The sequence below is a fragment of the Hymenobacter psoromatis genome (genome assembly GCA_001596155.1).
In the GTDB taxonomy this organism is placed as follows: domain Bacteria; phylum Bacteroidota; class Bacteroidia; order Cytophagales; family Hymenobacteraceae; genus Hymenobacter.
Genome location: CP014769.1, coordinates 148,789 through 168,998, shown reverse-complemented (window position 1 = coordinate 168,998; position 20,210 = coordinate 148,789). Strand labels below are relative to the sequence as shown.

Here is a 20,210-nt window from a genome sequence, read left to right as displayed (position 1 = left end):
CAGCCCCCACTGCCGACGGCTACTACCCCTATCAGGCCCAGGTCGCCACCACCCGCCCCGCCAGTGATTTCACGGCCCGCATCCTGCCCGCCTACGAGGGCATCGCCGTGCCGCTGGAGGACCAGCACATTCGCTGGCAGCACTGAGGCGGGGGTAGCAGAGCGGCGAACAGTGTTAGACTCGTTTCGCGGAATTCTCCCTCAACACAACAAGGTTTCTCGGACAAATCTTGAAAATAGGCCATTTTTCGGCTCCTTTCCTAAGAATGGCCGGTGTGGTACTTTTCCAATACAGACTACTAAATTCAGGCTACTGTTACAAGCCTTGGCCTTGTTTTACAAAGCGAACCAGGGGCTGGAAATTCCCCTATCGAAGCACAGTAACTATTCTTTTTTACTGTTCGTCAGCGTCTTGCGCGGAATTACTACACTTGCCTCCCCCCAGCCAACCCTTCATTCAAAACTAGCATCTTCGGGGCATGAAAAAACTGGGAATACTTCTTTTGCTGACTGGTATAAGTGCATCAGCCCACTGCCAGACCGCTCCGGCGGCCTTGCCCGACTCCGTAGCAAGCTTTCTCGATAAGAGCCTTACCCTATTGCAGACCTACTCGCTGGAACGCAACACTGTCAACTGGCCCCAACTACGCCAAGTGGTACACCAAAAGGCCCAGGGAGCTACTACCGTCCGGGACCTGCTGCCCATTTATCCTTTCCTGTTCGAGCAACTGAGAGACGACCACGGCTGGCTCACCTACCAAGGCAAAATTTACAAATGGTATAATCCCGCCCGCCCTGCTTATGCGAATGAGGTAGTGAAGGCGGCGCTGAAGAAAAAGCCTGGCGTACTGGTGAAGATGCTGCCGGGCCGGGTGGGCTACATCCAACTGCCGGGCATCAACGCCGGGGGCAGCCTGGCGGCCATGCGCGTGGCGGCCCGAGTGGTGCAGGATTCGCTCTGCCGCCTCCCTCCTAACCAGGCCCGGGCCTGGATTCTCGACCTACGTCTCAACGATGGCGGGGCTATGGTGCCCATGCTGGCCGGCATTGCCCCGCTGCTCGGCGACGGGCATCTGGGCGGCTTCGTGGATAGCAACGGCCAGCCTGAACAGCAGTCGTACCTGCGCCAGGGTAACTTCTACATGGATACCATGCAGGTGACTATGCTGACCAACCGTTGTCCCGCTCGCCGCTCCGATTTGCCCATTGCCGTATTGCTCAGCGGGATGACGGCCAGCTCCGGCGAAATTGTCGCCATCAGCCTCAAGGGCCGCCCTGCCACCCGCTTCTTCGGAGAGCCTACCTATGGGGCCACCACCGCCAACCAAAGCTACCCCATCAGTGGTGGGTCCTACCTCACCATTGCGGGCTCGCAGGATGCCGACCGTACCGGCACCGCTTACAAAACTAGCCTCCTCCCCGATGTACTCATCCCGGGTGGCGACAACTTCACCGACTTGAGCCAGGACGCTAAAGTGACAGCGGCGCTCAAGTGGCTGAAGAAGGCGCGAAAAGGTGGGCGAGAATTGTAGGTCCTTTGCAACACGTAAAACCACAGCCTCAAAAGCTACCCCCCCCCTACTACTGTAGCACTACACTTTGTTAGTGTAATATGGATTTAAATTTCTTAAAGCCAGAATCTTAATCGTAAAAAACATAACAAGAAGGTTAGTCGGGGACTCTGGCTATCGGCGGGGGGTAGGGGAAACAGGGTGTGGGCAAGCTATCAAAAGCCCTCCGCCTCACAGCAAATAAAAGCCTTCGGGCGCGAGCGGCGCGGGCACGGCGCTCTCGTGCAGCAACTGCCGCAGGTTGATTTCTACGGTGCGGGCCAGGGCCGTGACCGGCGTGTCGGTGGGCTGGTTGCCGAAGGGGTCTTGTAGGTAGCGGGCGGTGCGCTCCAGAAGGAAAAAGGTGGAGCCGGTGGTCAGCAGCACCGGAATTTCCCACAGCCCAATGGCCTGCACCAGCCCCAGCGAGAGCGTAAATAGAAACAGGTAGATGAAAAAATGCACCAGCCGCCGGTAGCTGGCCGGAAACACCGTGTTCTTGAGGCGCTCGGCCTGGCCTAGCGCGTCGCAGAGGCGCACCAGCGTGGCATCCAGCTGCACCTGCTGGAAGGCGTTGAGCGCGCCTTCCTGGTAGAGGGTTTTGAGCTGCGCCGTGTGCAGGGCCAGCAGCGCCAGGGGCTTATTATCCTGATTATGCGTGTACGCCAGCTCGTCGGGGGGTAGGAACTTGGTGAGGGTGGCAGTGGAGTCGAGGCCGCGCAGAGTTTCGCCCAGGCAGTAGCACCAGGCTATCTGGCGGTGGGCCAGCGCGCGCAGCGGCCACGGCGCGGCGGCTAGCACGGCATCGGGCACGAAGCCGCCGGCTTGCAGCACCAGCGTGCGCGAGTCGTTAACGATGGCCCCCCACACCTTGCGGGCCTCCCACCAGCGCTCGTAGGATTGGTTGGTTTTGAAGGCCAGCAGCAGCGAAATCAGGCTCCCCAGAATGGTGGGTAATTGCAGCGGCACGGGCGGCAGGAAGGGCCCAAGTGAGAGCTTGAGCAGGTGGAAGAAGGTAGAAATTAGCAGCACCCGCACCAGGTCGGGGCGGATGCCCCGGAAGAGGTAGGCGGCCGGGAGCCTGGTATTGAGCAGCATAGTGGGTACGGGAAAGGGCGGACCTACGAAGCTAGCAGCAGCTGGCGGGCCGCGGCTTCCGAACTGAAGCCCACGAGCTGGCCGTCGCCATCTACCCGCGCCAGTACCAGCGCGGTGGCGAGGTGCCCGAAAAAGTCCTCGGCGAATACCACGGCGTGGTGCAGCAGGCCCGCCGCGTGGGCGCGCGGGTACCAGTTGGTGGCCATCCAGGTGGCCAGCTCATCCCACATCAGGCGCGAGGCGCGGCGGTCGTCAAGCAGGCGGTGGCAGTGCTGGGCCGGCAGCACGGCCAGTATCTGCTCGTAGCCGGCCTGGGTCGAGGCCAGCGTTTGCTCGGGGCCCCAGCGGGCGTGCAGCAGCTCGTCCACGGCGTCGTAGTCGAGCACGAGGGTAGGAGATTCAGATAAGAGGCGGTGCCGCATACGAAAAAACGCAACTGTTTGGAAATTGGTAAAGCTTCGGTTGAACATCATGCTCATCTAGCGTCCGCTTGTCGAAGCATGACGTTCTGTATTAATTTTCAAAAAGCTTCAACGAAACACCCTTCTACCCCACCAAAAAGCGCTAAAACGGGTCGATAAGAGCGCTCACGCGGATGAGCTTTTTATTGACGAACTCCTCGATGCCCAGCCCGGCCAGTTCGCGGCCGTAGCCCGAGCGCTTGGTGCCGCCGAAGGGCAGGTCGGCCTGCGTCCAGGTGGGGTGGTTGATGAAGACCATGCCCGTGTCGAGCTGGTCGGCCACGCGCTGGCCACGCGCCACATCCCGCGTGAAGACCGAGCCGCCGAGGCCAAATGGCGAGTCGTTGGCCAGGGCAATGGCGGCGGCCTCATCGGGCACGCGAAAAAAAGCCGCCACCGGCCCAAACAGTTCTTCATAAAAAACCGGATTGGTCGGGGTGAGGTCCGTGAGAATGGTCGGCTCCATAAATGCGCCCGGCCGGGCCACCCGCTGGCCGCCTAGCACCACCGTGGCCCCGCCGTGCACGGCCCGCTGCACTTGCTCCACCAGCCCGGCCGCGGCGGCCTCGCTGCTGAGGGGGCCCAGCTCGGTGGCCGGGTCCAGGGGGTCGCCCACGCGCAGAGCGGCCATTTTCGCCGTGAATTTCGCTAGAAATTCGTCGGCCACCGTCTCCACCGCGATGAAGCGCTTGGCGGCCACGCAGCACTCGCCGTTATTGTTTATCCGCCCCACCACGGCCCAGTCCACGGTCCGGTCAATGTCGGCATCTTCCAGAATAAGAAAGGCATCGCTGCCGCCCAGCTCCAGTACCGACTTTTTCAGGCTCTGGCCGGCGGCGGCGGCCACGCTGGCCCCGGCCGCTTCGCTGCCCGTCAGCGACACCCCCTTGATGCGCAGGTCGGTCACCAGCGTATCGGCCCGGTGGCCCGAAATCAGCAGGTTAGTATAGAGCCCGGCCGGGGCCCCGGCCTCGCGCAGCAGGCGCTCGATAGCCAGGCCGCACTGCGGCACGCTGGAGGCGTGTTTCACCAGCACCACGTTGCCAATCATGAGGTTGGGCGCGGCAAAGCGGGCCACCTGGTAGAAGGGGAAATTCCAGGGCTCGACCCCCAGCAGCACCCCCACGGGGCTGTGGCGCACCAGGGCCGTGCCGTGGTCGGGGTGCAGGGGCTGGTCGGCCAGAAACGCGGCTCCGTGCTCGGCGTAGTAATCAAAGATGTTGGCGCTCAGCTCAATTTCGCCCTCGGCCTGGGCCAACAGCTTGCCCATTTCCAGGGTAATGAGCCGAGCTAGGACCGATTTTTGGGCTCGCAGCCGCGCGGCCACTTGGCGCAGCAGCCGGGCCCGGTGGGGGTAGGCGGTCGTTTTCCAGGCCGCGAAAGCCGTGGCCGCCTGGGCAACCGCCGCCTCGATAGCCGGGTCGGTCATTTCCTCGAACGATTGGACGACCTCGTTAGTGGCGGGATTAATGGTTTGGATGGCCATGAGGGGGGTAGGATAAGTGCTAAGAATGAGGTGCTTGAATGATTAGTAAGCAGCTGTTTTTTCCCTCAGAGCCTGCACCAGCTCGTCCGAAGCGGCGGCGCTGTAGCTGCCGTAGCCGTTGACCAGGGTGCCTTTCAGGTTGAAGGTGGGCGATGAGATGGCGTACAACACGGCCTCCTCGTCGGGGTCGGAAGTTCCCTCGAAGCGGTAATGCTTGTCCACCGCAAACTCGTGCGGCGACAACCAGATGGCCGAGCGCCGGCCAGCCAGGTAGCGGTCTTGCAGGTTGAAATCTTCGGTGTAGCCCTCTTTTTTGAGTTGGGCCAGTAGCGCCGCAAGGGTGGTTATCGCTTCCATAGCAAAGTAGGATGGGCAGGGTAGTGGGAAGAATATTTTCTCGCTGCTGACCAACTCAAAGCTAGCGGCGCGGCCCCGCCGGAAGCCTGACGTAAATCAGTGAAAAACAGAATTTTTAGCAGGGCAGGCATTAGCTTCACGGCGGTACTTGCTGGCCTTTTCAGGCGGCCCATTAGGCCCTGCGCCCAGATGAGTTTCTGGATTACCTCTTTCCTGCGGAAACATTCGGCAGCGCTCGGTCTGGTCGGAGTGCTGGGGCTGGGTGGCGGACAGGCGGCCCTGGCTCAGCCGGCACCATCGCCCTACCAGACCCGGTTTGCCGTGGACGCGCCAATTACCCTGGGGCTGGCGGGCTTGAGCGCCACGGGCCTCTACCTGGTGCAGCACAAGCGCGTGGCAACGGCCGCCGAGCTAGCGGCGCTGGACCGCGCCCATGTGCCAGCTCTCGACCGGTTTTCAGCTGGCACGTACAGCGCGCGCGCTCAGGCAACCAGCGACGCGCTCTGTTACGGCACGCTGGCGCTGGTGCCCGCCCTGCTGGCCTTCGACGCGCCGGTGCACGGCCGCTACGGCCAGGTAGCGGGCCTCTACCTGGAAACGATGGCCACCACGGCCGCCATTTTCACACTCACCGTGGGCACCGTGTACCGCTACCGGCCCTACCTCTACGGGGCTGAGGGGGGTAGTAAACGCGGCGGGGCCGTGGCGGCCGACTCGTTTTTTGGCGGGCACGTGGCCCACACGGCGACGGCCACGTTTTTTGCGGCCCAGGTTTTTCACGACTTCAACCCCGGCTCTCGGGCGCAACCCTACGTGTGGGGCGCGGCGGCGGCCGTGCCGGTGGTGGTGGCCTACTTCCGCATCAAGGCCGGCAAACACTTCCTCACCGATAACCTGGTGGGCTACGTTGTGGGGGCCTCGGTGGGTGTGCTGGTGCCCCGGCTGCACCGCACGGCCGCCGGGTATGACGGCGCAGCCCTACCCCCCCAGCACTTCACCGACTCGCTCATCGGCTGCGCGGTAGGGGCCACGGCGGGGGTAGCCGTGCTGCACTTCTACAAAAAGCTGCACGGCAAAGACTTATACCTGACCCCCATTCAGGGCCTGAACATGAACGGCTACGCCTACGGCGGCGTGCGCCTAACCCGGCCGTTGTAGGCCGCCCGGCGCTAACCGATAAGACGGCTTAATAAACGCTAATAAATAGTAGAAAATTAATAATTTAGAGTATAATTTTTATTATTTAAATTAACTCTTAGTAGGCCGGGCTCATGCCCTGAAGCACCCTAGTGGCCGATTGGACCACAGTAGCCGAAGCCTCCGGCAAAGTGGTGGGTACGGCGGCCACCGTAGTGGGAAGTACCAGTATCGGCACAGGGCAATCGGCTAGCAGCCGGGCCGTCACGCTGTGGTGAAACAGCTCGCCCAGGTAGCTGCGCTGGCGGGCGAATACCACCACCAGGTCGGCCTGCGTGTCGCGCACGGCATCCAGCACGCCTTCTGCGTAATCATCTTGATTATAACCTCTTAGCTTTGGAATGGGCAGGCCCGCTACCAGGCCGCTATCCTGCACGGCGCGCAGGGCGGCGGCGCAGCCGGCATCGTCCTCGACCCCGCCCGAAACGTGGGCCACGAATAGCTCGGTGCCGGGCAGCGCGAGCAGCTCGCGGAGGGCCAGCGCCGCCGGGGCCAGGGCAAAAGCCTCGCGGTCGGCGGCCAGCAGGATGCGGCGGGGGGCGTGGTCGGCCGAGGCGGTGAGGGGCACTGCCAGCAGCGCGTGCTGCCCGGCCCGCAACAGCTCGGCGCAGTCGGCCACGACGCTGGCGGCGGGTTGGTCGGGGTCGGGCTGACTGAGCACGAACAGGGCCGGCTGGTAGCGGGTGGCCAAGTCATGGGCGATGGTGGGCAGCAGGTCGGTGGTGACGACCACGGTAGCCGGCGTGCGCAACGCCGCCGCCTGCCGGTGCAGGGCGGCCGTGGTGTCGGTTTCGACGGCCAGGTCGGCTTGGCGGTAGCGCTCGCCCACTATGAGGTAGGGGTCGAAGAGCGAAGCGCGGTTGACGTGCAGCAGCACCAGCTTGCTGCCGGGCAGGGCCTGGCCCAGGGTATCGACGTAGTGCTCCGCGTGGCGGGCCGCCTCGTAAAAACCGGCAAAAACAACGAGCGTCAGGGGCATGGTAAGGAGGAGAAAATGTGAAGTAGCTGACCAGCCCCTGACGCCAGCAAGCGCTAGTTCATCGCCACGGGCAGCAGGAGCACGGGCACCTGGGAGTAGCGCAGCACATCGGCGATGATGCTGCCGCTGAAGAGTTTATGCACCCAGCCGTGGCCCTGGTCGAGCAGTCCTATCAGGTCGGCCCCTAGCTCCTCGGCCGCCCGCCAGATACCCGTGGCGGGGCGCACGCCCACCACCCGGTGCAGCTTGGTGCCCGGCAGCGCGGCGGCCAGGCCGCAGGTTTGAGCGGCGAGCAGCCCGACCCCGCCAGCGGCCAGGGGATGGGGCAGGGGTAGCACGGTCACGGGCGTAATGGTGCAGGCCAGGGCATCGAGCAGCGGGGCCAGCGCCCGCACCGGCGGCGCGAGCTGGAAGGGCTGGTCCTCCACGGCCAGCAGCAGGTGGCGCGGTGGGCGCTGGGCGGCAGCGGGCAAGCGCTCAGGCACCAGCAGCAGGGGGTAGCCGGTTTGGTGCGGCAGCGGCAGGGTGCGGTTGCTCAGCAGCTCATCCAGCGGGCCATCGGTGGCGGTGAGGCCGGCCAGCACCAGCGCCGGCTGATAAGCGGCCAGCACCTGGGCCAGGGCGTCATGCCAGTCGCTTTCCAACACGTCCACGGTGGTGGGCACGGGCAGGCGGGCGGCGGCCCGCCGCAGGTCGTCGCGCACAGCCGGCACGTAGCTCGTACCGAGTAGCGGCAGGCCATATTGTATGGTGGCAATGGGCGGCATCGACGCCACGTGCACCAGGTGCAGGGTGGCCCCCACGGCGGCGGCCAGCGCGGCGGCGTAGCCGAGCAAGGGTTCACCGGTGGGGGCTGCATCGGTGAGGACAACGAAGGAAGGTTTCATAACTCAGAAGCGGCGGGTGAAGTAACGTTGAGACCTTAAAACCTTCAGGCAGCGCGCGACGAGTGAGCCCCCAAGTGCCAACCTACTAGAGCCAGCGCCGCGGCCAGCACTACCGAAAACAGAAAAACGGGCGTAACCAGGCGTAAAAAGGAGTTAGGAACAGCGAGCCGCCCAGTGAAGAAATAGGAGCTCCGTAAAAGTGCGGCGCTCATCCTGGCAATTACCTGATAATAATCTCCTTATCAGATGACATTTGTCAGGCTACCCTACCCCCCGCCCGGTGGCCGATACCCAGGGAAATTTTCGCGCTGATGCCCCAAGCACCTATTGGACGGCCCCCGCTGCTTGAAACATCTGGCACAGCCTGACCCTACTTCAAGCGCGGCTCCGACGCACGGCCTCATACACTTCTTCCTACTCTACTCCCATCAACGCGGCCAGCGCGCACCAACCCAACGCACCCGCCGATACCGGCGCGAAGCCGAACAGCCGCTGCGCCGCCGGTACCACCAGCGTAACCAGTAGCAGCACCAGCGTAAGGCCCAGCATCAGCCAGAGGATGCGGTTGGGCACGTGTAGGGTGCGCCACACCGATTGGGTAAACGAGCGGTTGACCAGGGTGAGGCCCATATTGCTGAACACCAGCGTGGTAAACACCAGCGTGCGGCCCACCGGCAGGGGTAGGCCCGCGTGCATGGCCACGTAGTACACGCCCAGCACCGCCGCCGCGATGCCCAGGCCCTGCGTCATGCTGCGACCCAACTCGGCCCCGGCCGGGAAGGTGCTGGCGAGCGGGTAGGGCGGCTGGTGTATCTGGCCGGCCTCGGCGGGCTCGTTTTCGAAGGCAATGGAGCAGGTCGGCCCCATTACCAGCTCTAGCAAGATGATGTGCACGGGCGTGAACAGGTTCGCCCAGGGCCAGCCCGCCAACAGCGGTCCCGTCACGGTGAACACCTACTATCTTGCTAATTCACTTACCTAACCCAAGTTGCGGCCTATAGGCCAGCCTGGTGCAAGGCGTGAGCAAAGATGAATAATGTAATTTTTAAGGCAAAACCGGCGGCCGTGACCGCATGAATCTGCTTAGGAAAGCGAGCGGTGAGCTGCCTAAAGCAGGTTTCGATGCCCTTGCGAAAATACTGTAGCAGAAAGGTTTGCGCCGGATGATGCGGGCGCTTGCTGTTTTTCCGACGGGCTGTCTGCTGCTGGCTACCGCTGGCCTCGTTGAACAGGTCTTCCGCTGCATAGTCCGTGTAGCCGGCATCGGTGTAGAGGACACTGCCCGCGGGCAGGTCCAGCGGCAAGCCGCGCTGGCCGGTTTGCTCCGACTCGGCTCCAGCATGAATATAGAACTCGACAGGGATGCCGTTGCTGGTGGCCACCACCTGCACCTTGAGGCCATAGAACCAGCTGCGTTTACTGGCGCAGCGGCCATGATAAGCCTTGCCTGTCAGCAGCTTACAGCGCGGGATGCGCGTCCCAAATGCTTGAAGCGCATTTTATGACACACGGCTACCGGAAACGAGTCCAGCACGTAGCGCGCCTCGGTGTGCAGCTGTTTGAGGATGTCGCCAAAGGTGGCGAACAGCGAGCAGAGCGTATCGGTGAGGGCGTGTAGGCGACGGGTAAAGCCGCTCTTGTCCAGGCGGTTCTGTCCCCAATGCTGCTCCATATAATGCTTGGCGACCACCAGGTTGCCCCCAAAAAAGCGGGCGGCTACCAGAGCCGTGGTCAGCACCTGGGCATCGGTCAAGCGCCGGCCCGAAGCCGGGGGCGGCGTGCCGGCGGGGCGAGAGAAGCGGATTAAATCATCAAGTACGCAGTACATTGCAACGGTCTGTTCGCGCATGGTCGGTTGGAGTTGAGGGGGTCGAATACCTCAAACCTAGCCTGTTCACGCCGAACAGACTTTTTTATGACCTCACCCTACCCCGCAACTTGGGTTACCTAACCCAAGTTGCGGAATAACTAACAGCCAGCTTGGGCAAGAGTATGAACGAAAACGAATAAAGCAATTTTCAAGGCGAAGCCGGCGGCGGTCACGGCGTGAATTTGTTTGGGGAAGCGAGTGGTCAGTTGACTGAAAGTAGTTTCAATACACTTTCTAACGTGCTGAACCAGGTAGTCTTGCGCCGGCGTGTGGGGGCGTTTGCTATTCTTCTTGCGGGCCGTTTGCTGCTGGTTGCCCGTGGCCTGCTCAAACAGTTCCTCCACAGCTTGCCGCAGGCCGGCTGCTGTCTCCTGCGCCACCACCCGGTAGAGGCTGCTGCCGGCCAGGGCTGGGGTCAGGCCGCACTGTTGAGCCGCCGCGAGGCCGTGTCGGCCGGCGGTGGGTTCATTGAGCCGGGCTACGGTGGTAGGCACCACGGTAGCATCCAGGGCTGCCAGGAGCGGGCGCAGGGCCAGGGCTTCGGGTGTAAGGGTAAATGCCTGGTCGCACACGGCCAGGGCCAGCCCGGCCACGTAGGATAGCGCCCGGTTGGTGACGGTGTAAAAATCGGTCAGCACGAAAAGGGGGGAAGGCATAGTGGTAGGGGAAAAGGGGGTGGGCAAATGGAAAAACCAGTAGGCGGCTCATCAAGCGCTAATCTATTGATTTACTGTAGTAAGCGCACTGCCTCGCGGTGGGATGCCTGGTGGGCGGGCTCCGCACTAACCCCGGTGTACTCGTGGCTCTCCGCTACCGTCATAGTCGCGTCGGCGTCCTACTTCATTCGCCGGCTGGCGGGGTCTAGGGGCAGGAAGGGCATCGCCCGGCTACGAAACCGGCCGTGCCAGGCCAGGCCGCTAGCCGTGCGCATCGGCGAGGAGTTCCAAGGTTTTAGCGGCCCGCGGCTCGTGGGCGGCAGGTTCCGCAGGGACCAGCACGCGCAGGTGGTTGTTTACGTCGCGGGCCCCGGCCTCGTAGGCGTCGAGAGCAGCCTGGTGGCGCTCAGGCCAGGTATCCACGGTACCGATGAGGGTGGCGCGGCCGTGGCTCACCCGCACCCCGATACCCTGGTCGTGCAGGGCGGCCGACCAGAAATGGCGCTGCCGGATGCGGCTGGCCAGCGCCTGGTCGGGGTCGGGACCCGTGGGCCGGGGCTCGGCGGCCCCCGGTCGGCTGGCCGGAAACTCGTCAGGGCGGGTCGTCTCCGGCTGCTGCACCAGGTTGGCCACGGACAGCACGCCGCTGGCCCCGGTGGCCACCTCTCCCGCCCGCTCGCGCTCAAACGCACTGTCTACCTGCCCATGTACGAAGGCCCGGCCCTGGCTTACGCGCACCCTAAAATAGAAGTACCCCAGGTAGGGGTCGCGGGCCAGCGCGGCCAGGATAGACTGACGAATTTCGGCATCGGACACCGGGCGCTTAGGTCTTATTTTCAATATATTATGCACATCGGACACGCCCACTACAAGACGGGCATCGCGCTCGGCTTCCTGGCGGGCGCGCAGGTTGCGCACCGTGCCGGCCAGCGTCACGGTGCCTTCCAGGGCCTGCACCAGCGTTTCGGAGCCGCATACGCGCGGGTTACGGTGCAGGGCCCCGCGCACGGCGCTGGCCACGTCGGCGTCGGTGCGGGGCGCGAACTTCTTGCGCCGCAGCTCGCTGCCTAGCGCCCAGTAGGCCACGAACAAGTCACGGGCATCCACGCGGGTGGCCCCAGTCTGGTAAGCGATGTCGATGATATAGTTCTTTTCCGTGGCCGAGCCCACCGTACCTGCCAAGTACACCACCTGCTCATTGGTGTGCACCTCCACCAGAGCGCTGTTCACTCGAATATCCCAGTCGAGCAGCTCCTGGATTTGGATGGTGATTTCCTCGTCCGAATTCGCGATTTCTCCCTCTTGGATAGTCAGGCGCTCCGCCACGAAGGTGGTTACGCCCCGCACGCCTTGCAGCACGCGCAGCACCAGTTGCTGCTCGGCCCAGCTCTGCACCATGCCCGTGAGCGTAACCACCCCCCCGGCCACGGTGCAGGCCACGTGGTAGTCGGTGGTGGCGGGGTCATCGGCCAGGGCCTCGCACACGTCGCGCTGCAAGTCGGCGTCGGGCAGTTCCACGGTGCGCACGGCCACCGTGCTGGTTACGCCGCGCACGCCGCGCACCGCCAGGGCAATTTCCTCGGCCCGCCGCCGGGCCAGCAGATTTTCAGTGAAGCCGGTCAGCGTCACCACGCCCTCGGCCGTGGCCACGTCCAGCAAATGCTCGGTCATCCCTCTTTGGGTGGTGAAGAGCCGTTCGATAGCCGTGGTAATGTCGGCATCGGCCATGATTTCGGCGGAGGCGGGGGCAACTAGAAGATAGGGGGTATTCATGGCGGGTGGAAAAGGAATTAGGGTAAAAGCAGAATAATTTAGCCTCCTGTGCCCCGCTAGGCGCAGCGACGGCAGGCTTCGGCGCACTGCTGGCAGTACAGGTACTCGTGCTGGCCGCACTCATCGGCGCAGGCGGCGCAGATTTCAGCGCACGCCGGGAGCAGGTGCGCGGCATACTCCGAGTCGCGGGCCACGAGGCGCAGGGTCAAGGCGCACACGTCGGCGCAGTCTGCTCGCAAGCCGCCACAGCGGCAGTCAGAGCATCGAGTTGGCTTTGGTTGTGGGTTTGCATAACGCTGGAAATCAATTGAAAATCGGGTTGATTAAAGGTCCGGCAGGGCAGCGGCCATGCCTATGACAAGAATCGCCATATCACATGACATCCGTCAAGTGAAATTTAAATGAAGAGCGCTCCGCCCTACCTCCCTATTCCTACCCCAGCGGCCAGCCCGCTGCTAACAGTGTGTAGCGCTGTACCCATGTTGTCAAACAGACAAAATAGCGAGGGTAGGCCGCGCGGTGAAAGGACCAGAATGGCAGCGCGTAAGCCCAAAAGATTGGCTACGCCGGGGCTAGCGCCGCCGGCCTACGCCCTGGCTTGGCAACTCCTTCCATCGTGGGCACCGCCGCCGCCCTAGCCCGCCGCCGACCAACTAGCTTTTGCAGCTCGATGGCCCAAAATACGACGCTCGAAATGGCCACCGTCAGCGCCAGCTCACCCCATGACAAAGGTTTGGTAGCAAATATTTTATTAAGGAAAGGCAGGTAAATAATCAGCAGTTGCAGGGCCACCGACAGCCCTACCGCGCCTAGCATCGGCTTGTTGGAAAATAGACCTAGCGTGAAGAGCGACTCGCGCGAGGAGCGAATGGCCAGGGCGCTGCCCAGCTGCGTGAAACAGAGCACCGTAAACGTCATCGTTTGCCAGTGCGCGTCACCGTCGCGGATGGCCCAGGCCTGGGTGCCCAGCGTGAGGGCCCCAATCAGCAGCCCCACCCAGCCGATAAACCAGCCCAGGCCCGCGTCCAGAATGGGTTGGTCCGGGGGGCGGGGCGGGTGCTGCATGACGTTAGCCTCGGCGGGCTCGTAGGCCAGGGCCAGGCCGGGCAGGCCGTCGGTGAGCAGGTTAATCCACAGAATTTGAATGGCCAGCAGCGGGATGGGTAGCCCAAAAAACGGGGCCAGGAAAATGGCCCAGATTTCGCCCACGTTGCTCGATAAAATATAGCGGATAAATTTGAGAATATTGTCATAAATCCGTCGCCCGTGCTGCACGGCCCGCACAATAGTGGCGAAGTTATCATCCAGCAAAATCATATGCGCGGCCTCCTTGGCTACCTCCGTGCCGCCGATGCCCATCGCAATGCCGATGTCGGCGTGCTTGAGGGCCGGCGCATCGTTCACGCCGTCGCCGGTCATGGCCACGAACTGGCCTTTAGCCTGCAAGGCGCTGATAATGCGTAGCTTCTGAGCCGGGTCCACGCGGGCGTACACCCGCACTCTTTCCACGATGGCGGCGAAGGCGGGCTCAGCGAGGGCCGTGAGCTCGGGGCCGGTGAGCACCAGCTCGTCGGGGCCGGCCAGGATGCCGAGCTGGCGGGCAATGGCCTGCGCGGTGAGCTTGTGGTCGCCGGTAATCATCACCGGAATGATACCGGCGGTTTGGCAGTCGGCCACGGCCTGGCGCGCCTCCTCGCGGGCGGGGTCGATGAGGCTGGCAAAGCCGATGCAGGCTAGGCCGGTTTCGAGGGTAGCCGCGTCGAGCTGCTTCGGCATTTCGGGCAGCAGCTTGGCGGCGTAGGCTAGCACGCGGTAGCCCTGAGATGCCTGGGCATCGGCGCGCTGCTCCAGGTCGGGCAGCTGGCTTTGCTGGTCGGCGGCGAGCTGGGCGAACAGCACGCCGGGCGCGCCTTTGGTGAGCACCAGCACCCCGTGCTCGGTCTGGTGCAGGGTGCTCATGCACTTGCGCTCGGCGTCGAAGGGCAGCTCGGCGAGGCGCGGAAACCGGGCTTCGAGCGCGGGGCGGGGGTAGGCGTGGTCGGCGGCGTAGCGGGCCAGCGCCACTTCGGTCGAGTCGCCCAGCCACTGGCCACCGGGCCCTTCGCTGGCATCGGTATTGAGGGCCATCGCGGTCAGCAGCGCGTCGCTTTTTTCTAAAACAGGCAGGGCAAACGCCGGGTTAGCGTACACTTCCTGGGTCGTCATCTGGTTGAGCGTCAGCGTGCCCGTTTTGTCGGTGCAGATGTAGGTGACCGAGCCCAGCGTCTCCACCGCCGGCAGCTTGCGGATGAGCGCGTGGTCTTTGGCCAACCGCTTGGCCCCCAGCGCCAGGGCGATGGTGACCACCGCCGGCAGCGCCTCTGGGATGGCGGCCACGGCCAGCGAGATGGACACCAGCAGCAGGTTGCCCAGCGGCTCGCCCCTCCACCAGCCCGCCGCAAAAAACACCGCGCAAATCCCTATTGCTCCCGCCGCCAGCCACTTGCCAAACGTGCCCAGCCGCTGTTGCAGCGGCGTCGGGGTTTCGGGAGCTTGCAGCAGGGCCGCGATTTTACCCAGTTCGGTGCCCATGCCGGTGGCCACCACGTAGGCCGTGGCCCGGCCGCTGGTGACGCTGGTGCCCTTGTAGCCCAGGTTCAGGCGGTCGCCGAGGGGGTAGGCACCGGCGGGCAGCGCGGCCGGGTTCTTCTGCACGTTGGCCGATTCGCCGGTCAGCGACGACTCATCGACTTTCAGGGCGTGGGTTTCCAGCAAGCGCACGTCGGCCGGAATGACGTTGCCGGCTTCGAGCAGCACCACGTCGCCGGGCACCAGGTCGGCCACCGGCACGGTGTGGGGCTGGCCGCCGCGCCGCACCTGCACCTGCTGGGGGGCCAGCTGCTGGAGGGCGGCCATTGCCTTATCGGCCCGGTATTCCTGCCCAAAGCCCAGAGCCGCGTTCAGCACAATAATGGCCAGGATGACGTAGGCCGACTGCGTTTCGCCCACCGCTACCGAGATGCCGGCCGCCGCCAGCAGCACCAGAATCATCACGTCCGTAAACTGGTGTAGCAGCAGCCGCCACCAGGTTTTCTTCTGGTTATCAGCTAGTTGATTAGGACCGTATTTGGCCAGCCGCTGCCGGGCCGCGGCGTCGTCGAGGCCGGCCGGGCTGGTGTGCAGCGCGGCGGCCACTTCGGCCACGGGGGTTAGGTAATAGTCCATCAAAAGTGGTTGCGGGTTACCGGGGATGGGTAGCGGGCTGCGGCGAAGCAATTGCACTGAAAACGAGCGTCATGCTGCCGAAGGAAGCATGACGCTCGCTCCGGAGGCCCGATTGAGTTTACTGCACCACGCGAGATGTTTCCTTCGTTAGCGTGACTTTTCTTGATTAAGCGCAAGCCTGATAAGTTGTCACGCCGCAAGGTTCCGGCAAGCACCCCGGCCGGGCCATGACAAAAATCAGGCGCTGGCCTGACGATAGTCAGGGCCGCGTGGCGGGCGGCGGCGGCACCTTTGCTAAATCGCCACCGGCCAGCGCTACTGCTGGCTGGTGGCTTCCTCCCCCACTTCTTAACTTCCTCCCCATGATAGCCGAAAAGCCCAAAAACAAGACTGGTAAAGTTTTTCTTACCCTCCTCGCCGGGGCCGGCTTAGGTGCCCTCGCCGGCGTCCTGCTCTACTCCGAAAAAAGCATTGAGCGCCGCCGCAAATTCCGCAACCTGCGCGTGGACCACCGCCTGCGCCCGCGCGGCGACTGGAACCAGCTCAAAGGCAAGCTGCAACAAACCTACCCCCATCTCACGGACGAAGACCTGACCTATGTGGAAGGCAAAGGCCACGAGCTGGTGGGCCGCCTGCAAGCCAAGCTCGGCAAGCGCAAGCGCCAAATCGTCAAGATGTTGAACGCGCTGTAAGGCACTCGCCAGCTAACGTACTACGCGCCCCCCACCGGGCGGCAGTACCGGACCAACCTGGTCCGGCTGCCGCCCGGCGGGGGGCGCGTTTGCGTGGCGGGCTCTTAATACGGGCCGCGGGGGGCTTTCGGCAGCAGGCCCCACTGCTGAAGATGACCCAGGCAATTATTTATCAGGTTTTTAGATGCAAATTTGAGCTTGGTGGCCCGTTCGTCGAGGTGATGGCTAACCTCTTGCTGCTGCTCGCTGGCCAGGCCAACGTATTTATGCGCCAAGCCTCTCAGGTTTTGGCGCATAGCCGCCCCAGCAGTGGGGGCCAGCAGCACCCCGCCAAGCACGCCTGCCCCTAATCCCGCCAACACAGCGAGCAATACGTGACCGGTTTGGGTATCCTTTTTGGTAATTTCCATAGGGAGAAGAGAGGTTAAAAAATTGTGAATAATATGCTGACTAGCAATAATTTGTGAGCGCATCCTATGCCGCGCCAGCCACTACCCTACCTGCCCCAACCGCCACATGGTTACAACGCGCCCGCTCCAGCAGCGCCTGCTGGGCGGCGGCCACGTTGGCCGCCTGCCCAGCCCAGATTTCCAGAGCTGGCTTTTGCAGTGCCCGGCCAAACGAAAAGGTGAGCGCCCACGGCAGCCGCCCGGCAAACCGCTCGTGCATGGCGGCCAAGTGGCGCGTGGCCTCCTCGGGCGACTGCCCACCCGACAAAAACGCCACGCCCGGCACCGCCGCCGGCACCGTGCGCAGCAGGCAAGTCACGGTAGCGTCGGCGACCTGCGCGGTGGTGGCCTGCTGGGGGGAGTCGGCCCCGGCCAGCGCCATGCTGGGCTTCAAAATCATCCCTTCCAAAGCCACGCCTTGGGTGCGCAGCTGGTTGAATACTTCGTGCAGCACGTCTTCGGTCACGTCGGCGCACCGGGCCAGGGAGTGGGGGCCGGTCAGCAGCACTTCGGGCTCCACGATGGGCACCAGGCCGGCTTCCTGGCACAGGGCGGCGTAGCGGGCCAGCGCGTGGGCATTGGCCGAGATGGCGGCCCGGCTGGGCCGGTCGGGGCCAATAGTGAGCACCGCCCGCCACTTGGCAAAGCGGGCCCCCAATTGCACGTATTCGGTCAGGCGCGAGCGCAGGCCGTCGAGCCCTTCGGTCACCTGCTCGCCGGGGAAACCGGCCAGCTCGTGCGCCCCCAAATCTACTTTGATGCCGGGGATGATGCCCGCCTGCTGCAAGATTTGCACGAAGGAAACGCCCGCCGTGGTGTGTTGCCGGATGGTTTCATCGAACAGAATGGCCCCGCTGATGCCCGCCTCGCCTAGCCCCGGCGTGGTCACCAATAGCTCGCGGTAGGCGCGGCGGAATTCTATGGTTTGCGGGATGCCCGCCGCGGCGAAGCGGGCGTTGCAGGTGCCGGTGCTTTCGTCCATCGCCAGCAGGCCCTTGCCAGGGGCCATCAGCGCCTGAGCGGTGGTGGTTAAGGTGTTTAGGTTCATGGCTTTGATATTCATGAAGAACGTCATGCTTCGACAGGCTCAGCATGACGTTCTAAATATTTCCTAAAAGCATTAATTTGCTAATAAATAGCCGCTTACGATTTCCACTTCCACTCGCGGATTTCGGGCATATCCTGACCGTGAATGTCGATGTAGCCCTTGTGCTCGATGAGTTTGTCCCGCATCAGCTGCTGGAGGTAGGCCCCCTTGCTGCCGGTGTTGGGCAGGCGTTCTATCGCGCTCTGCACCAGGTGGTAGCGGTCTATTCTATTCTGCACCCGCATGTCGAAGGGCGTGGTGATGGTGCCTTCTTCGATGTAGCCGCGCACGTGCAGGTGGCGATTGGTGCGGCGGTAGGTGAGCTGATGCACCAGCGTGGGGTAGCCGTGGAAGCCGAAAATAATGGGGCTGTTTTTCGTGAAAAGCGAGTCGTACTCGGCTTCGTCCAGCCCGTGCGGGTGCTCGCTGGCCGACTGGAGCTTCATCAAATCGACCACGTTGATGACCCGGATTTTCAGCTCGGGCAGGTGCTCGCGCAGGATGCTGGTGGCGGCCAGCACTTCCAGCATGGGCGTGTCGCCGCTGCCAGCCATCACCACGTCGGGCTCCGCCACGTCCTGGTCGTTGCTGGCCCACTGCCAGATGCCGATGCCGGTCGTGCAATGCACCACGGCCTCGTTCATGGTCAGCCACTGGGGTAGGGGGTGCTTGCCGGCCACCACCACGTTCACGAGGTTGCGGGTGCGCAGGCAGTGGTCCATCACCGAGAGCAGGCAGTTGGCATCGGGCGGCAGGTACACCCGTATGATGTCGGCTTTTTTGTTGATGACGTGGTTCAGAAAGCCGGGGTCCTGGTGCGTGAAGCCGTTGTGGTCCTGCTGCCACACGTGCGAGGCCAGGATGTAGTTGAGCGAGGCAATGGGCCGCCGCCAGGGCAGTTCGCGCGTGACTTTCAGCCACTTGGCGTGCTGGCTGAACATGGAGTCAATAATGCGCACGAAGGCTTCGTAGCAGTTGAACACCCCGTGCCGGCCCGTAAGCAGGTAGCCTTCGAGCCAGCCCTCGCACTGGTGCTCGCTGAGCATCCCGTCGAACACGTTGCCGATGGGGGCCAGGAACTCGTCGCCGGGCACCGTGCGGGCATCCCACTGCCGATTAGTCACGTCGAACACCGCCCCCAGCAGGTTGGAAATGGTTTCATCGGGGCCGAAAACCCGGAAGTTGGGCCGCTCCTGGTTAAGCCGGATAACGTCGCGCAGGAAGGGCCCGAGCACCTCCGTGTCGTGGGCCTCCACGGCCCCCGGCTTGGACACCTGCACGGCGTAGTCGCAGAAATCGGGTAGTAGGAGGTCGCGCAAAAACAGGCCGCCGTTGGCGTGGGGGTTGGCTCCCATGCGGTGGAGGCCCGTGGGGGCCAGCGCGGCCAGCTCGGGCCGCAGGCGGCCGGCTTCGTCAAACAGCTCCTCGGGGCGGTAGCTTTTCATCCAGGCTTCGAGCTGCGCCACGTGGTCCGGGTGCTGGGCATCGACGAGCATTGGCACCTGGTGCGAGCGGAAAGTGCCCTCCACGCGCAGGCCGTCCACTACTTTAGGGCCCGTCCAGCCCTTGGGCGATTTCAGCACAATCATCGGCCAGCGCGGGCGGGGGGCATCGTCGTGCAGCTGGGCCTCTTCGCGGATGCGCTGGATGTCGGCCACTACCTTATCCATCGTGGCGGCCATGAGCTGGTGCATGGTGGCCGGGTCGTCGCCCTCCACGAAGTAGGGCTCCCAGCCGCAGCCCCGTAAAAACTGGTCCAGCTCATCGGGCTCGATGCGGGCCAGCACCGTGGGGTTGGAAATTTTGTAGCCGTTGAGGTGCAGAATGGGCAGCACCGTGCCATCGGTGCGGGCATTGAGAAACTTGTTGGACTGCCAGGACGTAGCCAGCGGGCCGGTTTCGGCCTCCCCGTCGCCAATGACGCAGGCCACAATCAGCCCCGGATTATCAAACACCGCCCCGAAGGCGTGGCTGAGCGAGTAGCCTAGTTCGCCGCCCTCGTGAATGGAGCCCGGCGTGGTGGGGGCCACGTGGCTGGAAATACCCCCCGGCCACGAAAACTGAGTGAAGAACTTCTTCAGCCCGGCCTCGTCCTGGGTTATTTCGGGATATACCTCGGTCCAAGTGCCCTCCATATATACGTTGCCCACGATGGCCGCGCCGCCGTGCCCCGGCCCGGCCACGTAGAACATGTTCAGGTCGTGCGCCTTGATAACCCGGTTCAGGTGGGCGTAAATGAAGTTCTGGCCCGGCGTGGTGCCCCAGTGGCCCACCACCAGCGGCTTCACGTGCGCCAGCTTCAGGGGTTCCTTCAGCAGCGGGTTGTCGTAGAGGTATATCTGGCCCACCGAGAGGTAGTTAGCCGCCCGCCAGTAGGCATTGATGAGGGTGGCTTCGTCCGCCGTCAGCGGCGCGGCCGCCGGGCGCACGGCCGGCGGGGCGAGGGTGTCAGTTTCCATAAGGGG

Annotated in this window: 17 protein-coding genes and 1 pseudogene; 3 read left to right on the top strand and 15 right to left on the bottom strand. The window is 63.5% G+C overall.

Translation table 11 applies throughout. The annotated features are described in order from the left end of the window. The first annotated feature begins 598 nt into the window (after positions 1–598). Positions 599–1,531 carry a hypothetical protein gene (locus A0257_23140; GenBank protein AMR25584.1) on the top strand — a complete coding sequence of 311 codons (933 nt, stop codon included), beginning with the start codon at positions 599–601 and terminating at the stop codon, positions 1,529–1,531. A gap of 210 nt (positions 1,532–1,741) precedes the next feature. On the opposite strand, the gene A0257_23135 is transcribed toward A0257_23140, so the two are convergent. The 4 genes from A0257_23135 to A0257_23120 all read right to left on the bottom strand — a co-directional run bounded on the left by A0257_23135 (position 1,742) and on the right by A0257_23120 (position 4,951). After that, entirely contained in the window at positions 1,742–2,647 is a 906-nt protein-coding gene (locus tag A0257_23135) for a hypothetical protein (GenBank protein ID AMR25583.1), read from the bottom strand. Between the two features lie 23 nt (positions 2,648–2,670). Beyond that, the gene (locus A0257_23130; GenBank protein ID AMR25582.1) at positions 2,671–3,126 is read right to left on the bottom strand and encodes a hypothetical protein; all 456 of its coding nucleotides are present in this window, start codon (positions 3,124–3,126) and stop codon (positions 2,671–2,673) included. 85 nt (positions 3,127–3,211) lie between these two features. Next, positions 3,212–4,594 carry a succinate-semialdehyde dehydrogenase gene (locus A0257_23125; protein ID AMR25581.1) on the bottom strand — a complete coding sequence of 461 codons (1,383 nt, stop codon included), beginning with the start codon at positions 4,592–4,594 and terminating at the stop codon, positions 3,212–3,214. Positions 4,595–4,636: 42 nt separating this feature from the next. Then, positions 4,637–4,951, bottom strand: coding sequence for a hypothetical protein (locus A0257_23120; GenBank protein ID AMR25580.1), 315 nt, complete (start codon positions 4,949–4,951; stop codon positions 4,637–4,639). Positions 4,952–5,200: 249 nt separating this feature from the next. Between A0257_23120 and A0257_23115 the strand changes: the two genes are divergently transcribed. Further along, positions 5,201–6,109 (top strand): hypothetical protein, encoded by a 909-nt coding sequence (locus A0257_23115; protein ID AMR25579.1) that lies wholly within the window; start codon positions 5,201–5,203, stop codon positions 6,107–6,109. Between the two features lie 97 nt (positions 6,110–6,206). Here A0257_23115 and A0257_23110 read toward each other — a convergent pair whose 3' ends face one another. From A0257_23110 to A0257_23075, 8 genes and pseudogenes are all read right to left on the bottom strand, one after another. Then, positions 6,207–7,127: a hypothetical protein gene (locus A0257_23110; GenBank protein AMR25578.1), complete on the bottom strand. Its 921-nt coding sequence runs from the start codon at positions 7,125–7,127 to the stop codon at positions 6,207–6,209. Between the two features lie 53 nt (positions 7,128–7,180). Continuing rightward, positions 7,181–8,014 carry a hypothetical protein gene (locus A0257_23105; protein AMR25577.1) on the bottom strand — a complete coding sequence of 278 codons (834 nt, stop codon included), beginning with the start codon at positions 8,012–8,014 and terminating at the stop codon, positions 7,181–7,183. 414 nt (positions 8,015–8,428) lie between these two features. Next, positions 8,429–8,968 (bottom strand): hypothetical protein, encoded by a 540-nt coding sequence (locus A0257_23100; protein AMR25576.1) that lies wholly within the window; start codon positions 8,966–8,968, stop codon positions 8,429–8,431. 41 nt (positions 8,969–9,009) lie between these two features. Continuing rightward, positions 9,010–9,405, bottom strand: coding sequence for a hypothetical protein (locus tag A0257_23095; protein AMR25575.1), 396 nt, complete (start codon positions 9,403–9,405; stop codon positions 9,010–9,012). A 59-nt stretch (positions 9,406–9,464) separates the two neighbouring features. Then, complete coding sequence (locus A0257_23090) at positions 9,465–9,767, bottom strand: hypothetical protein (GenBank protein AMR25574.1); 303 nt, start codon at positions 9,765–9,767, stop codon at positions 9,465–9,467. Positions 9,768–9,982: 215 nt separating this feature from the next. Then, complete coding sequence (locus A0257_23085) at positions 9,983–10,540, bottom strand: hypothetical protein (protein AMR25573.1); 558 nt, start codon at positions 10,538–10,540, stop codon at positions 9,983–9,985. A gap of 261 nt (positions 10,541–10,801) precedes the next feature. Beyond that, a complete protein-coding gene (locus A0257_23080; GenBank protein AMR25572.1) occupies positions 10,802–12,313 on the bottom strand; it encodes a hypothetical protein in 1,512 nt (503 codons plus the stop codon). Positions 12,314–12,955: 642 nt separating this feature from the next. Next, a pseudogene (locus A0257_23075) lies at positions 12,956–15,517 on the bottom strand (ATPase). 503 nt (positions 15,518–16,020) lie between these two features. Here A0257_23075 and A0257_23070 point away from each other — a divergent pair. After that, complete coding sequence (locus tag A0257_23070; GenBank protein ID AMR25614.1) at positions 16,021–16,209, top strand: general stress protein CsbD; 189 nt, start codon at positions 16,021–16,023, stop codon at positions 16,207–16,209. Between the two features lie 104 nt (positions 16,210–16,313). Here the strand turns inward: A0257_23070 and A0257_23065 are convergent, their stop codons facing one another. From A0257_23065 to A0257_23055, 3 genes are all read right to left on the bottom strand, one after another. Further along, positions 16,314–16,619 (bottom strand): hypothetical protein, encoded by a 306-nt coding sequence (locus A0257_23065; GenBank protein AMR25571.1) that lies wholly within the window; start codon positions 16,617–16,619, stop codon positions 16,314–16,316. Positions 16,620–16,683: 64 nt separating this feature from the next. Continuing rightward, on the bottom strand, positions 16,684–17,706 hold the full coding sequence (locus tag A0257_23060) for a fructose-bisphosphate aldolase (protein ID AMR25613.1): 1,023 nt from the start codon (positions 17,704–17,706) through the stop codon (positions 16,684–16,686). Between the two features lie 95 nt (positions 17,707–17,801). Continuing rightward, on the bottom strand, positions 17,802–20,204 hold the full coding sequence (locus A0257_23055) for a phosphoketolase (protein AMR25570.1): 2,403 nt from the start codon (positions 20,202–20,204) through the stop codon (positions 17,802–17,804). Between the last annotated feature and the right edge of the window lie 6 nt (positions 20,205–20,210).